This is a genomic window from Variovorax sp. 20P10.2.4, from assembly GCF_058244205.1.
Genome location: NZ_JBZAYE010000130.1, coordinates 1 through 14,802 on the forward strand (window position 1 = coordinate 1; position 14,802 = coordinate 14,802).

A 14,802-nucleotide genomic window follows, 5' to 3' on the forward strand; every position below is an offset into this window, starting at 1 on the left:
CGCTGATCGCCGCCGTGAACGGCGCGGCGGTCGGCATCGGCGCCTCGCTGCTGCTGCCGATGGACATCCGCATCGCTTCGCGCGACGCGCGCTTCGGTTTCGTCTTCGCGCGCCGCGGCATCGTGCCCGATGCCTGCGCGAGCTGGTTCCTGCCGCGCGTGGCGGGCATCTCGAAGGCGCTGGAATGGAGCATGGGCGGCCATGTCTTCGATGCCGAGGAAGCCCACACGGGCGGCCTCGTGAGCGAGCTGTGCGAGCCCGGCGAGCTGCTGGCGCGCGCGCAATCGCTGGCCGCGGAGATCGCCACGCATGCGGCACCGGTGTCGGTGGCGCTCACGCGGCAACTGATGTGGCGCATGCTCGGCGCGCCGCATCCGATGGAGGCCCATCGTCTCGAAAGCGCCGCGCTGCGCTCGCGTGGCGCTTCGGCCGACGCGGCCGAGGGCGTGGCCTCGTTCCGCGAGAAGCGGCCCGCGCGCTTTCCCGATGCCGTCAGCACCGGCATGCCCGCGCCCTACCCCTGGTGGACGGAGCCGCCGTTCGCCCCCATCGGAGACACGACGACATGAGCCAGGTGATCCTCGACGGGCGCGCCATGGCGCGCGACCTGCTGACCCGGCGCGCCCTGCAGGCCGCACGCGGCCTCGACGCGCTCGGCGTGCGCGAAGGCGACGCGGTGGCGCTGCTGCTGCGCAACGACTTCGCCTTCCTCGAGGCGCAGCAGGCCGTGGCCGCGCTCGGCGCCTACGCCGTGCCCATCAACTGGCACGGCAAGCCCGAGGAGGTGCTCTACATCGTCGAGGACGCGCGCCCGCGCGTGCTCGTGGGCCACGCCGACCTGCTCGCGCCAGTGCGCGACCGCATCCCCGCGGACATCATCGTCGTGACGGTACCGACGCCACCCGAGGCAATTCGCGCCTTCTCGTTGACCGAAGAAGATGCCGCGCCACCGACCGATGCGCTCGAATGGAACGCCTGGCTCGAAGGCTTCGCGCCCTGGGACGGCCCGCCGATGCGCAGCCGCGCCACCATGATCTACACCTCGGGCACCACCGGCCGCGCCAAGGGCGTGCGACGCGAGGCCGCCACGCCCGAGCAGGCACGCGCCTATGTCGAACTGCTGCGCAGCGTGTACGGCCTGCAGCCCGGCGTGCGCGCGCTGATCGCGGGGCCGCTGTACCACGCCTCGCCCAATGCCTATGCGCGCCAGGCGTTGCCCGCCTGCGAGCTGCTGGCGATGCAGACCAAGTTCGATCCCGAGGCCGTGCTCGCCGCGATCGAACGCCACCGCATCAGCCACATGGTGGCCGTGCCCACGATGTTCGTGCGCATGCTCAAGCTGCCCGAGGCGGTGCGCCGCCGCTACGACCTGGGCTCGCTGCGCTGGGTCACCCACACCGGCGCGCCCTGCGCGCCCGAGACCAAGCGCGCGCTCATGGACTGGTGGGGCCCGGTGGTGTACGAGACCTATGGCGGCACCGAGGTCGGCACCGCCACGCTGAGCACGCCGCAGGACTGGCTGGAATTTCCCGGCAGCGTGGGCCGGCTGACGCCCGGCGCGCGCATGGCGCTCTACGGCGAGGACGGCCGCCTGGTCGCACCGGGAGAGATCGGCGAGATCTTCGTGCGCGTGCCGGCCTATGCCGACTTCACGTACCACAACCATCCCGAGAAGCGCCGCGAGGTCGAGCGCGACGGGCTGATCAGCTGCGGCGACGTGGGCTACGTCAAGGACGACCATCTGTACCTGTGCGACCGCCGCGCCGACATGGTGATCTCGGCCGGCGTGAACATCTATCCGGCCGAGATCGAGGCCGTGCTGCTGCAATGCCCCGCGGTGCGCGACTGCGCGGTGTTCGGCATTCCCGACGACGAGATGGGCGAATCGCTGGCCGCGGCCATCGAATGCATGCCCGGCGCCGCGCCCGATGCGGAAGCGATCCGCGCCTTCCTCGCCGAGCGGCTGGCCCGGTACAAGGTCCCGCGCCGCATCGATTTCCATGCGGCGCTGCCGCGTGAGGACAGCGGCAAGATCTTCAAGCGCCGCCTGCGCGACCCGTTCTGGCAAGGCGCCGGCCGCAGGATCTGAGATGGAGCCCGCCACGGAAGCGATGGCGCAACGGCTCGCCGCAGCGCTGGGCCGCCATGCGGGCCTGCACGGCCGCGTCGAGGCGCTGCGCCGCCTCACGGGCGGCGCGACCAAGACCACCTGGTCCTTCGAGCTCGCGACCGCCGACGGCCCTGTCGCGCTGATCCTGCAGCAGGCGCCCGCGGCCGCGCCCGAAAGAAAGGAATCGTCGGCACCCAAGCTCGATGCCGCCGACGATGCGCGGCTGATGATCGCCGCGCGCAGCCACGGCGTGCCGGCGCCCAGGGTGCGCGCCATCCTCGACCTGCACGATGGCCTCGGCCGCGGCTACATCACCGAGCATGTGGCAGGCGAGACGCTGGGACGCAAGCTGGTCGCCGATCCCGCGCATGCCGGTGCGCGCGCGGCGATGGCCGAGCAGGCCGGGCGGATTCTCGCGACGATCCATCGCATGCCCACCACCGGACTGGATTTCCTGCAGCGGCTCTCGCCCGCGCAGGAACTCGCGGTGTACGCGGGCCTGCTCGATGCCACGGGCTTTCGTCATCCCGCGCTCGAATTCGCGCTGCAATGGGTACGCCGCCACCTGCCCGCGGACGATGCCGACGCGCTGGTGCATGCGGACTTCCGCACCGGCAACCTGATCGTCGGGCCCGAAGGCATCCGCTGCGTGCTCGACTGGGAGATCGCGCGCCGCGGCGATCCCATGCAGGACCTCGGCGTGCTGTGCATGCGGACCTGGCGCTTCGGCGCCGCGCCCGAGGTCGGCGGCTTCGGTGCGCGCGAGGACCTGTACGCGGCCTACGAGCGCGCCGGCGGCGCGCCGGTCGATCCCGCGCGCGTGCGCTTCTGGGAGGCCTTCTCCAACCTCAAGTGGGCCATCGGCTGCGTGCGCCGCGGCCTCGCCACCCGCGACGACGGCACGCCCGCGAGCCTGGAGCTGTGCGCCGTGGGCCGCCGCATGGAAGAGCCGCTGTGGGACTTCTTCCAGCTCGTCGATCGTTGAAGAAAGGAGCCGAGTCCATGTCCGACAGCGTACCGCCCGCCCCCACCCTGCTCGCGGCGACCGCGCGCTATCTCGAGGACGAGCTGATGCCCTCGCTCGAGGGCTACCACCGCTTCCAGACCCGCATCGCGATCAACGTGCTGCGCATCGTCGAGCGCGAGCTGCGGCTCGGCGCCGCGCACGACGCCGCGGCGAGCGAGCGCCTGCTCGCACTGCTGCAGGGCGACAGCTTCCCCGCCTCCCCTTCCCTCGCACTGGCCGATGCGCCGCGCGACGGCCGACTCGACCCCGACGCGCCCGGCGTCGCGACCCACCTGCGTTCCGCGCTGGCCGAGGCGCTGGCCATCAACAACCCCCGCTGGATCACCAAGGAAACCCCGCCATGAACTTCACCGAAGAACAGATCGCCTTTCGCGACAGCGTGCGCCGCATGGTCGAACGCCACGTGGCGCCCATCGCCGCCGAGATCGACGAGAACGACCGCTTTCCCGAGGAGCTGATCCCGATCTACGGCGACATGGGGCTGCTGCAGCTGTGGGTGCCCGAGGCCTACGGCGGCCCCGGCGCCAACCTCACGATGGTGTGCATCGCGCGCGAGGAGATCTCGCGCGTGTCGGAATCGTGCGCGCTGATGGCCGGCATGAACACCATGTTCGCGCTGCCGCTGATGCACTTCGGCACCGAGGAACAGAAGCAGCGCTTCCTGCCGCTGCTGGCCGAGGGCCGCACGGTGACGGCGATCGCGCTGTCGGAACCCGACTGTGGCAGCGACGTGGGCGGCATGCGCACGCGCGCGGTGGCGGACGGCGACAGCTACGTGCTCAACGGCCAGAAGCAGTGGTGCACCTTCGGCAGCCGCGCCGACTACATCCTGGTCTTCGCCAAGACCGGCGAAGGCGGTGGCGCCGACGACATCAGCCCCTTCATCGTCGACGTGAAGAACAGCCAGGGCCTGAGCTTCGGGCGCAACGAGCGCAAGATGGGCATGAAGGGCACGATCAACGTGCCGATCTACCTCGACAACGTGCGCGTGCCGGCCGAGAACCGCCTCGGCGAGGAAGGCAAGGGTTTCCGCTCGGCGATGCGCGCGCTCGACCTCAACCGCCCCGCCATCGCCGCGGCCTCGGTCGGGCTGGCGCAGGGCGCGCTCGACGCGGCGCTGGCCTACGCCAAGCAGCGGCGCCAGTTCAAGCGCGCCATCATCGAGTTCCAGGGCATCCAGTTCATGCTGGCCGACATGGCGATGCAGATCGAGGCCGCTCGCTGCCTGGTCTACGAGACCGCGCGCCTGGCCGACACCGGCGACTGGGCCGCGCTGCCCAAGTTCGCGAGCATGGCCAAGTGCTTCGCGAGCGACGTCGCGATGAAGGTCACGACTGACGCGGTGCAGGTCTTCGGCGGCTACGGCTACGTGAGGGACTATCCGGTCGAGAAGATGATGCGCGACGCCAAGCTCAACCAGATCTTCGAAGGCACCAACCAGATCCAGCGCGTGGTGATCGCACGCGAGCTGATGCGATGAGACCGGGCGCGGGCGTCGCGCCCGCGCCGGACCTGGCTCAGGCCAGCAACTGCCGCGCGATCATGTTGCGGTGGATCTCCGAGGCCCCCTCGTAGATGCGCAGCACCCGCAGGTCGCGGTACACGCGCTCGACGATGGTGCCGCGGCAGTAGCCCGAGCCGCCGAAGATCTGCAGCGCCTTGTCGGCGATGCGGCAGGCCGCCTCGGTGCAGATCACCTTCACCATCGAGGCCTTCATGCGCGCATCCTCGCCGCGCGTGGCGCGCCACACGGCCTCGAACAGCACCATGCGCGCGGCATGCAGGTCCATCGCCATGTCGGCGATCATGTGCTGGATCGCCTGGTGCTCGGCCAGCGCCTGCCCGAAGGTGACGCGCGTGCGCGCATGCTCGATGGTCTCGTCGAGCGCGATCTGCGCCGGCCCGAGTGCCTGGCAGCCCACGTTGAGGCGGCCCTCGTTGAGCCCCGACATCGCGTACGAGAGGCCGCGGCCCTCCTCGCCCAGCAGGTTCTCCACCGGGATGCGGCAGTCGGTGAAGGTGATCTCGCAGAGGCTGTCGTCCATCCAGCCCATGGTCGGCATGGTGCGCGCCACCTCGAAGCCCGGCGTGGTGGTGTCGAGCAAGAAGGCCGAGATGCCGTGCTTGCCGGCCGCTCGGTCGGTCGAGGCCAGCACGGTGATCGAGTGCGCATGGTTGGCGTTCGAGATGAAGGTCTTCGTGCCGTTGAGCACGTAGTGGTCGCCCTCGCGCTTGGCGGAGGTCAGCATCCGCGCCGCGTCGGAGCCCGCGTGCGGCTCGGTGATCGCGATGCAGTTGCGCGAGCGGCCCGAGGCGATCTCGGGCAGCCACTTCTTCTTGAGGGCCTCGCTGCCGTGGTCCACGATGATGTGCACGCCGGGCCCGATGGCCGAGCGCACGAAGGGCCAGAACTGCGGCGGCAGCCGCGCGAGCTCGAGCTGCACCGCCACGCTCGTGAGGTGATCCACCGGCATGCCGCCGTAGGCCTCGGGGATCGCCATGCCGTAGAAGCCCATCTCGCGCAGGGTGCTCTCGACCTGCTCGGGCACCTCCCCGGTCTCGTGGTAGCGCGGTTCGAGCTTGAGCAGCGCGTCGACGGCGTCTCGCGTGGCGACGCGCATCTCCTCGGCGTCGGCGGGCAGGTTGAAGTCCATCATGTCTCCTTTGGTAGAACCATTGATTCTACGCAAGCGAAATCGATCCTGCACGTTCCGTCGGCGACATCGGGGACAGCGTGAGGATCGCCTTGCCGCAGGTGCGCCGCTGCGCCAGGGCAGCCAGCGCCTCGGGCAGCCGCGCGAAGTCGAAGGCCGTGGCCTCGAGCGGACGCAGCCGCCCTTCGCGCCACCAGTCGCGGATCTCCTGCGCCAGCCGGCTCGCCAGGGCCGGCTCGCGCTTGCGCACCTCACCCCACAGCACGCCGATGGCCGAGGCATTGGCGAGTAGCAGCCGATTGGCCGGCAGCTGCGTGAGCGCGCCGCCCGCGAAGCCGACCACCAGCAGCCGCGCGCCGAAGCCGAGGCAGCGCGCGCTTTGCGCGCCGACCTCGCCGCCCACCGGATCGAAGACGAGGTCCACGCCCCGCGGCGCGAGCGCGCGCACTGCATCGACCCAGCCGGCATCGCCGTAGTCGACCACCGCATCCGCGCCCAGCGCGCGGCAGAGCTCGCGCTTGGAATCGCTGCCCGCCGTGGCGATCACGCGCGCGCCCATGGCCTTGCCCAATTGCACGGCCGCGCTGCCCACGCCGCCCGCGCCCGCGTGCACCAGCAGGGTCTCGCCGGCGGCCAGGCGGCCCGCATGGCGCAGCGCATACAGCGCGGTAGGATAGTTGCCGCGCAACGCGAGCGCCACGCCGGGCGGCACGTCGGCCTTGAGCACCACCACCTCGGCGCGCGGCACCAGCGCGTATTCCGCGAAGCCGCCGAAGCGGCCGGACGGTGTCGCTGCCGCCACGCGCAGCCCCGCCTCGGGCCCGCCGACCACGGTGCCCACCACCTCCATGCCGGGCGTGAACGGCAGCGCGGGCCGTACCTGGTAACGGCCCTCGACCAGCAGGGTGTCGAGGAAGTTGAGGCCCGCCGCCTCGACCTTCACGAGGTACTCGTCGGCGGCCGGCTCGGGCAGGGGCACGTCGACGAGGCGCAGGCCGGCCGGATCACCGATCGCCTCGACGCGCCAGGCCTTCATCGCAGCTGGGCGCGACCGTGCGTCAGCACCAGCACATCGCGCTCGAGCACGCGCGCGCGGAACGCCACCTCGTTGCCGTTGCGCCAGCTCTCGAGGCGGATCGTCTCGCCCGGATAGACCGGTGCCGACAGGCGCGCGCGCATCGCCACCAGCCGCGCCGGATCGAGGCCGGCATGCGCCTCGAGCAGGCCCCGGCCCGCGATGCCCCAGGTCGCGAGGCCGTGCAGGATCGGTTTCGCGAAGCCCACCTTGGCCGCGAAGGCCGGTTCGGCATGCAAAGGGTTGAGGTCGCCCGAGAGCCGGTAGAGCAGCGCCTGGTCGGGCCGCGTGGGCAGGTCCAGCATATGCTCGGGCGCGCCCTCGGGCGTGGCCGGCGCCGGCGCGGCGGCTTCGTCGCTGCGCCCGTCGGCCTGGGAGAAGCCGCCGTCGCCGCGCAGGAAATACACGCTCTCGACGGTGGCGAGCGCGCGGCCCTCGGCATCGGCCAGTTCCTTCTCCACATGCAGCACCGCACCCTTGCCCTCGCCCTTGTCGACCACGCGCGTCACGCGCGTGCGCCCGAGCACCGTGCCCGATGGCGGCAACGGCGCATGCAGGCGCAGCGCCTGTTCGCCGTGCACCAGCTTCATGAAGTCGATGCCGATCTCGCGCCGCTCGCGCATCCAGAAGCCCGGCGAAGCCAGTACCGCCGCCATGGTCGGCAGCGCCGCGAGCTCCTTCTCGTAGACGAAGCGCAGTTGTCGCTCGTCGAGCGGGTCGGCGCCCAGGCCGAGGCCGAGCGCATAGAGCATGGTGTCCCTCGGCGCGTAGTCCTGGCGCACCTCGCCGGATTGCCAGTCGCGGGCCTTCTGATAGTCGAGCATCGTCGCTTGCCTTGTCGTGTCGTGAATCTGTAGCGGTCGCCGCGCTTCACGCCGCGGCGGGCGGCCAGCGGAACTGCGCGGGCTCGCGCGCCGCGAAGCGCCGCACCGCCTCCTTCGCGTAGTCGCTGTTCGAGGCCAGCGCCTGGCCGGACGACTCGATCTCCAGCAGCGTCTGGAGATCGCTGCCGAGCGAGGCCTGCAAGGCGCGCTTGGCGATGCTCATCGCCACCGGCGAAGCGCCCGCGAAGCTGCGCGCGATCGCCTGTGCGCGCGCCGCCAGCGCCTCGGCGGGCACGACCTCCATCGCCAGGCCCAGGCGCAGCGCCTCGGCCGCATCGATCTCGCGCGCCGAGAAGATCAGTTCCTTCGCGCGCTGCAGCCCCACCACGCGCGGCAACGTGTAGAAGGCACCCATGTCGGGCACGAGGCCGATGCGCTGGAACACCATGCACAGGCGCGCGCGTTCCGAGAGCAGCACGATGTCGCACATCAGCGCCAGGCTGAAACCCGCGCCGTAGGCCACGCCGTCGACGGCGGCGATCACGGGGCGGTCGAGCGCCATGAGTTCGGTGCAGATGCGCGTATAGCGTGCCATGCCGGCGCGCCGCTGCTCGGGCGTGCGCGGCCCGCCCTGCCCCATGGCCTTGACGTCGCCGCCCGCGCAGAACGCGCCGCCGGCGCCGGCGAGCACCAGCACCCGCACGGCCTCGTCGGCGCGGATCGCGGCGAGGCATTCACCGAGTTCGTCGGCCATCGTCGGATCGAGCGCGTTCTTCGCCTCGGGACGGCTGAGCGTGAGCGTCGCCACGCCATCGTCGAGCCGGTAGTCGAGGGTCTTCATCGCGCCTCCGCCTCGCGCACCGAGATCGGCACGCCGTCCACCATCAGGTCGCAGTACTCCGACATGCCCAGCGCGCTACGCCCTTCGCAACGGTATTCGGTGATGCCCTCGGTGATGCGCGTGTAGTCACCGGCACCGCCGGCCACGCGGCGATGCCGCAGCGGCACCAGCGCGCCGACCTTTCCGGTCAGCGTGTAGCTGCGCTCGGCCGTGCGGACCTGCGCGGTGAAGCCGCGCGGATAGTGCTGCGCGTCGTAATCGGTCTCGATGCGCCCGTCGACCACCGGCTCGTAGCGGCCGTCGCGCAGCACGTTGCCGCTCACGTGGTTCGGCTGCCCCTTGCGGCCCTTGATCGACAGCAGCACGCCGAAGTCGTCGCCGAAGGTCACGGGCAGCCACTTGTACCAGTAGAAGCTGTGCCAGTGGCGCGGACCCCAGGACTTGTCGCGGTAGCCGTGCCCGGCGATGTCGAAGCGCAGGCCGTCCACCGCGATGTGGCCAGCCACCGCCATGTTCTGCTCGATGTGGCCGCGGTACACCGCATGCTCGGGGTCCAGCACGATCGGGCTGCCGTCGAGCGCAACGATCTCGCCGCCGTGCATCGGCGAGACGCCGCGGAAGTCGAGCGCGATCGAGGCGGGACGCTTCGGATAGCGCTTGAAGGCGCTGCTCGGGTCGGCCATCGCATGCGGGTCGTCCATCAGCAGCAGTTCGCCCTCATAGCGCACGCGCAGGTGCCTGAAGGGCTCGACCACCTCGAAGCGCATGCCGCCCGCGTCCAGGGCCTCGTTGTGCTCGATCTTCGGCCGCTGGTGCATGAAGCCCACGCGGCCGTCGGGCAGGTAGACGCAGCAGCTGAGCTCGGCATGCCCCTCGTGCGGCCGGTTGCCCAGGCGCATCCAGGCGCCGATGCCGCGCGCGCTGTCGAAGGCGTTGAAGTAGGCGCTCTCGTTGTAGTTGGACACGGCCTCGGGCACGTGGTTGTACTCGTCCCGCGGATCGAGCCGCAGCTTGCTGTGGGGCGGCATGTACATGGTTCGCCCCGTACCTACAGGCTGATGTGGAAGCCGCCGTTGACCCCCAGGTGCTGGCCGGTGATGTAGGAGGCCGCGTCCGACATCAGGAAGCACACCGTCTTCACCACCTCCTCGGGCGTGGACCAGCGGCCCAGCGGGATCTGCGCGAGCATGCCGTCGCGGAATTTCTCGCCGCGCACCACCTCGGTCATCGGGGTCTCGACCACGCCGAAGCAGATCGAGTTGGTGCGGATGTTGTAGCGGCCCCATTCGCGCGCCGCCGTCATCGTGACGCCGAGCATGCCGGCCTTGGCGGCCGCGTAGTTGACCTGGCCGATCGAGCCCTTGCGGCCGGCGTCGGAGGAGATGTTGACGATGGCGCCGCCGCTGGTGTCGCCCGCCTTCGCGCGCGCCACCATGTGGCGGCCCACCGCCTGCAGCCAGTAGAAGGTGCCGGTGAGGTGCACGTCGATCACCTCCTGCCATTGCTGCGGCGTCATCTTCTCGATCATGGCCGGGCGCGTGATGCCGGCGTTGTTCACCAGGCCGTGCACGCCGCCGAAGCGCTCCACGGCCTCGGCGACGGCGCGCGCGGCAAGGTCCGCGTCGGTCACGCTGCCGACCACTTGTTGCACGCGGTTGGCGGGCAGCGCCGACATCGCCGTGCCCAGCGTGTCGGGGTTGAGGTCGAGCGCGACGACGTTGCCGCCGAGCTCCACGGCGAGCGTCGCGATCGCCTTGCCGATGCCCTGCCCGGCGCCGGTCACGACGATGGTTCGGCCTTCGAGATTGACGAGGTTCTGCATAGGTCTCCGTTGGATGATGGATGGGGGGTGAACTGGGTGTACGAGGCGGTGCGCTTCGCTCAGGCGGACGCCATCGAGGCCTTCGCGCGCTCGGCGTCCTGCAGCTGGCGCCAGGCGATCTTTCCGGTCGGCGACTTGGGCAGCTCGCGCACGAACTCGACCAGCCGCGGGTACTTGTAGGCGGCCATCTTCTGCTTCGCCCATTCGATGACGTCGGCCTCGCGCACGTGGCCCGCATGCGCCTCGCGCAGCACCACCACCGCCTTCACGGTCTCGCCGCGGTAGGGATCGTGCGCGGCGATCACGCAGGCCTCGGCGATCGCCGGATGCTCGTGCAGCATCGCCTCGACCTCGGCCGGCCAGACCTTGTAGCCCGAGGCATTGACCATGCGCTTGAGCCGGTCGACGATGAAGAAGTAGCCGTCCTCGTCGCGCCGCCCGAGGTCGCCGCTGCGCACGAAGCGCCGCCCGTCGATCTCCAGCAGCGCCGCGCGCGTGGCCTGCTCGTTGCGCCAGTAGCCCGTGAACACCTGGGGGCCCGACATCACGATCTCGCCCACCTCGCCGGGCGGCAGCTCGCGCAAGGTCTCGGGGTCGACGATGCGCAGGTCGGTGCCGAACAGCGGCATACCCAGGCACTGGCGCTTGAAGGCCTGCGGCGGGTTGCCCGAGACATGCGCCGTTTCCGACAGCCCGTAGCCCTCGAGGAAATCGAGCCCGGTCAACTGCTTCAGGCGCTCGCACACGGCCTCGGGCATGCCCGCGCCGCCGCCGCCGATGCGGCGCACCGAGCTCAGGTCGTATTCGGCCAGCCGCGGGCTCGCGAGGAAGTCGATCACCATGGTCGGCATCGCCGTCCAGTGGCTGACCCGGTGCCGCGCGATCAGCGCCGCGGCCTGGTCGCGGTCCCAGCGCTTCATCAGCACCAACGTGCCGCCGCCGTAGATCGGCGCGTTCAGCAGGTTCTGCATGCCGGTGATGTGGAAGTACGGCAGCGCCACCAGCTGCACCGAGTGCGGGACCATGCCCATCCAGTGCGCGACCGCGACCGTGCTGGCGTTGAGCGTGCGATGCGTGTGCATGCAGCCCTTGGGCACGCCGGTGGAGCCCGAGCTGTAGAGGATCAGCGCGAGCGCATCGGGCAGGTGCTCGAGCGGGGTGGCGGGTGCGCCGGCGGCCGCCAGCACGCGGCGCAGGCCGATGGTGCGCGACGCGCCGGATGCCGCATCCGACGACGGCTCGGCGGCTTCCACCAGGTCCTCCACCGGCCCCGGGCTGCCGACGATCACCACGCGGCGCAGCCGGTGCGCGCCCGGCACCGCCAGCAGCTCCGCCACGTTGTCGGCGCCGCAGAAGGCCACCACCGCCTCGCTGTCCTCGAGGTAGTGCGGCAGCTCGTCGCGCTTGTTCATCGGGTTGACGGGCACCACCACCGCATTGATCCGCAGGATCGCGAAGTAGGCCACGATCCAGCCGCGCCCGTTGGGCAGGTACAGCAGGACGCGGTCGCCCAGCCGCACCGCCAGCTCGCTCTGCAGAAAGGCGGCGATGCGCTCCACCTGCTCCACCAGCGCCGCGTAAGACAGGCTGCCGAAATCGTCGACCACCACCGCGCGCTGCGGAGAACGCATGGCCGACACCAGCAGGTTCGCGCACAGGTTGGTGGGCGGAACGTCGATGTCGCGCGGCAGGGTGCGCGGCCAGTGCTTCGAATCGTGCGGGGTCATGGCTGTCGTCCTTGGTCTTCGCCGGGCCGCGGCATCGCGCGAGAGACAGCGCCGCCGATTTGCCTGTTGATTTATTTTGGTTGAACCAATGATAATCAGCCTCGCGACACAGCGTCAAGGCGGGACGGCGACGATCCGGCCGGCGCGACGCACCCCGAGCCCGCAACGGGCGATCACACGGAGCCATTGGAATGAGCATCAAGCGACAGGCCTGCATCGCGGGCGCTTTCGAACACCCCACGCGCAAGGCGCCCGACAAGACCGTGCCGCAGCTGCATGCCGAATGCGCGCGCGGCGCGCTGGCCGACGCCGGCCTTTCGCTGCAGGACGTCGACGGCTATTTCTGCGCGGGCGACGCGCCGGGCATGGGCCCGCTGAGCATGGTCGACTACCTCGGCCTCAAGGTGCGCCACGTCGACAGCACCGACACCGGCGGTTCCGCCTACCTGGTGCAGGTCTCGCATGCCGCGCAGGCCATCGCCGCGGGGAAGTGCAACGTGGCGCTGATCACGCTCGCGGGACGCCCGCGCAGCGAGGCCAGCGGCGTGGGCACCGGTCCCCGCAACGTGACCGCGGCCACGCCCGACGTGGCCTGGGAAATGCCCTATGCGCCGGTCACGGTCAACATGTACGCGCTGGCCGCGGCGCGCCATATGCACGAGTTCGGCACCACCAGCGAGCAGCTCGCCTGGATCAAGGTCGCCGCCGCTGCGCATGCGCAGCACAACCCGAACGCGATGCTGCGCGATCCCGTCACGGTGGAGGAGGTGCTGGCCTCGCCGATGATCTCCGACCCGCTGCACAAGCTCGACTGCTGCGTCGTGAGCGACGGCGGCGGCGCGCTGCTGGTGGTGCGCCCCGAGATCGCGCGCTCGCTCGCGCGGCCCGTGGTCAGCGTGCTCGGTGCCGGCGAGACCGTGAAGGGCCAGGCCAATGGCCAGCTCGACCTCACCTACTCGGGCGCCGCCGTCTCGGGCCCGATCGCGTTCGCCGAGGCCGGCGTGACGCCGGCCGACATCCAGTACGCGTCGATCTACGACAGCTTCACCATCACCGTGCTGATGCAGCTCGAGGACCTGGGCTTCTGCCGCAAGGGCGAAGGCGGCCGCTTCGTGGCCGACGGCAACCTGATCTCGGGCGTCGGCAAGCTGCCGTTCAACACCGATGGCGGCGGCCTGTGCAACAACCATCCCGCCAACCGCGGCGGCATCACCAAGGTCATCGAGGCCGTGCGCCAGCTGCGCGGCGAGGCGCATCCGAAAGTACAGGTCCCCGGCTGCGGCCTCGCGCTCGCGCAGGGCACGGGCGGCCTGCTCGGCTCGCGCCACGGCAGCGCCACCCTGATCCTCCAAAGGAATTGAAGATGAGCACCCCCTACCAGGAACGCGCGCTGCCCGCGCCGATCGTCGACGCCGCCACCGAGGCCTACTGGAACGCCGCGCGCGAAGGCGTGCTGCGCATCAAGCGCTGCACTGCCTGCGCCAAGGTCCACTGGTATCCGCGCGCGCTGTGCCCCTACTGCCTGGGCGACACCGCCTGGGAAGACGCCAGCGGCCTCGGCACGATCTACAGCGTCAGCGTGACGCGCCGCGCCGGCCCGATCCCCTATGCGATCGCCTACGTCACGCTCGACGAAGGGGTGACGATGCTCACCAACATCGTCGATACCGACCTCGATGGGCTGCGCATCGGCGATCGGGTGAAGGTGTGTTTCAAGGCGGCGGAGGGTGGGTTCGCGGTGCCGATGTTTGCGCCGGCCTGACAGGCGCGGCCCGGGCGGGCCGCGGGGGCTTTGCCGCGGCCTAGTCTGTCCTGATGTTGGCTTCGCGAATCACCGAAGTCCACGTCGCATATTCCTCCGCGATCCGTGCCCCCAATTGCTCGGGCGTGCTCCCAGTGGCCGCCGCCCCCGCGGTCTCGAACTTCTCCTTCACCTCGGGCAGCGCCAGCGACTTCACGATCGCGTCGTTGAGCCGCGCCACCACCTCGCGCGGCGTGCCGGCCGGGGCGAACAGGCCGAACCAGACCTCGGGGTTGAAGCCCGGCAGCGTGTTGGCGATCGGCGGCGCGCCGGGCGCGAGCGGTGAGGGCTGCAGCGAGGACACGCCGAGCAGGCGCACCCTGCCCTCCTTGATGAAGGCATTCATCTGCGACGAGCTCGTGCTCAGCAGCACCTTCGACTCGCCGGTCAGGATGGCCTGGGTAGTCGGCGCCTGGCCCTTGTAGGGGATGTGGGTCATCTCGACGCCGGCGCGCCGGCTGAAGAGCTCGGTGGCGAGGTGGCCGAAGGAGGCCGGCCCGGCGGTCGCGAAGTCGAGCTTGCGCGGATTGGCCTTCGCGTAGTCGATCAGCTCCTGCACCGACTTCGCGGGCACCGAGGGATTGATCGCGAGGATCATCGGCTGCAGCGACACCAGCGACACGGGCGCGAAGTCCTTCAGCGGCGCGTAGTCGGCCTCCTTCGAGACCTGCGGCGAGATCACCAGGCCGTTGTTGGGGAACAGCAGCGTGTAGCCGTTGGCCGGCGCCTTGGCGACGAACTTGGTGCCCAGCACGGCCGAGGCGCCGGCCTTGTTCTCGATGATCACGGGCTGCTTGAGGAAGCGCTGCATCGGCTCTTGCAGCACGCGCGCGAGCACGTCGGTGGTGCCGCCCGGCGGATAGGGCACGACGATGGTGATCGGGCGGTTCGGGAAATCCGACGACGCGGACTGGGCGATGC

15 protein-coding genes are annotated in these 14,802 nt (G+C 70.7%); 7 read left to right on the forward strand and 8 right to left on the reverse strand.

Annotated features, from left to right (window positions below; translation table 11 throughout):
• The 5 genes from AC27VN_RS14970 to AC27VN_RS14990 form a co-directional block, all read left to right on the forward strand.
• Positions 1 to 569: enoyl-CoA hydratase-related protein (locus AC27VN_RS14970; RefSeq protein ID WP_490877021.1), on the forward strand; the 569-nt coding region annotated here is incomplete at its 5' end.
• Positions 566 to 2,089: an acyl-CoA synthetase gene (locus AC27VN_RS14975; protein WP_490877022.1), complete on the forward strand. Its 1,524-nt coding sequence runs from the start codon at positions 566 to 568 to the stop codon at positions 2,087 to 2,089. The genes AC27VN_RS14970 and AC27VN_RS14975, both read left to right, overlap by 4 nt.
• A 1-nt stretch (position 2,090) precedes the next feature.
• Complete coding sequence (locus tag AC27VN_RS14980; RefSeq protein ID WP_490877023.1) at positions 2,091 to 3,095, forward strand: phosphotransferase family protein; 1,005 nt, start codon at positions 2,091 to 2,093, stop codon at positions 3,093 to 3,095.
• A gap of 17 nt (positions 3,096 to 3,112) precedes the next feature.
• On the forward strand, positions 3,113 to 3,481 hold the full coding sequence (locus tag AC27VN_RS14985; RefSeq protein ID WP_490877024.1) for a DUF6285 domain-containing protein: 369 nt from the start codon (positions 3,113 to 3,115) through the stop codon (positions 3,479 to 3,481).
• A complete protein-coding gene (locus AC27VN_RS14990) occupies positions 3,478 to 4,617 on the forward strand; it encodes an acyl-CoA dehydrogenase family protein (RefSeq protein WP_209539570.1) in 1,140 nt (379 codons plus the stop codon). Before AC27VN_RS14985 ends, AC27VN_RS14990 begins: the two co-directional genes overlap by 4 nt.
• A gap of 37 nt (positions 4,618 to 4,654) precedes the next feature.
• Here the strand turns inward: AC27VN_RS14990 and AC27VN_RS14995 are convergent, their stop codons facing one another.
• The 7 genes from AC27VN_RS14995 to AC27VN_RS15025 are packed head-to-tail and all read right to left on the reverse strand — an operon-like array spanning position 4,655 to position 12,080.
• Complete coding sequence (locus AC27VN_RS14995; protein ID WP_296782450.1) at positions 4,655 to 5,791, reverse strand: acyl-CoA dehydrogenase family protein; 1,137 nt, start codon at positions 5,789 to 5,791, stop codon at positions 4,655 to 4,657.
• Positions 5,792 to 5,819: 28 nt separating this feature from the next.
• A complete protein-coding gene (locus AC27VN_RS15000) occupies positions 5,820 to 6,827 on the reverse strand; it encodes an NADPH:quinone oxidoreductase family protein (protein WP_490877025.1) in 1,008 nt (335 codons plus the stop codon).
• Positions 6,824 to 7,690, reverse strand: coding sequence for a MaoC/PaaZ C-terminal domain-containing protein (locus AC27VN_RS15005; protein WP_490877026.1), 867 nt, complete (start codon positions 7,688 to 7,690; stop codon positions 6,824 to 6,826). The genes AC27VN_RS15000 and AC27VN_RS15005 overlap by 4 nt, the downstream gene beginning before the upstream one ends.
• 46 nt (positions 7,691 to 7,736) lie before the next feature.
• Positions 7,737 to 8,531 (reverse strand): enoyl-CoA hydratase/isomerase family protein, encoded by a 795-nt coding sequence (locus AC27VN_RS15010; RefSeq protein WP_490877027.1) that lies wholly within the window; start codon positions 8,529 to 8,531, stop codon positions 7,737 to 7,739.
• Positions 8,528 to 9,565, reverse strand: a complete 1,038-nt coding sequence (locus AC27VN_RS15015) for a DUF7064 domain-containing protein (protein ID WP_490877028.1) — start codon at positions 9,563 to 9,565, stop codon at positions 8,528 to 8,530. The genes AC27VN_RS15010 and AC27VN_RS15015 overlap by 4 nt, the downstream gene beginning before the upstream one ends.
• Positions 9,566 to 9,579: 14 nt before the next feature.
• Positions 9,580 to 10,353, reverse strand: a complete 774-nt coding sequence (locus AC27VN_RS15020) for an SDR family NAD(P)-dependent oxidoreductase (RefSeq protein ID WP_093349409.1) — start codon at positions 10,351 to 10,353, stop codon at positions 9,580 to 9,582.
• Between the two features lie 59 nt (positions 10,354 to 10,412).
• Complete coding sequence (locus AC27VN_RS15025) at positions 10,413 to 12,080, reverse strand: long-chain-fatty-acid--CoA ligase (protein WP_490877029.1); 1,668 nt, start codon at positions 12,078 to 12,080, stop codon at positions 10,413 to 10,415.
• Between the two features lie 191 nt (positions 12,081 to 12,271).
• Between AC27VN_RS15025 and AC27VN_RS15030 the strand changes: the two genes are divergently transcribed.
• The gene (locus tag AC27VN_RS15030) at positions 12,272 to 13,441 is read left to right on the forward strand and encodes a thiolase family protein (protein ID WP_490877030.1); all 1,170 of its coding nucleotides are present in this window, start codon (positions 12,272 to 12,274) and stop codon (positions 13,439 to 13,441) included.
• A gap of 2 nt (positions 13,442 to 13,443) precedes the next feature.
• Complete coding sequence (locus tag AC27VN_RS15035) at positions 13,444 to 13,842, forward strand: Zn-ribbon domain-containing OB-fold protein (protein WP_490877031.1); 399 nt, start codon at positions 13,444 to 13,446, stop codon at positions 13,840 to 13,842.
• 40 nt (positions 13,843 to 13,882) lie between these two features.
• Here the strand turns inward: AC27VN_RS15035 and AC27VN_RS15040 are convergent.
• Positions 13,883 to 14,802 (reverse strand): Bug family tripartite tricarboxylate transporter substrate binding protein (locus tag AC27VN_RS15040; protein ID WP_490877032.1); only part of this gene is annotated, 920 nt, incomplete at its 5' end.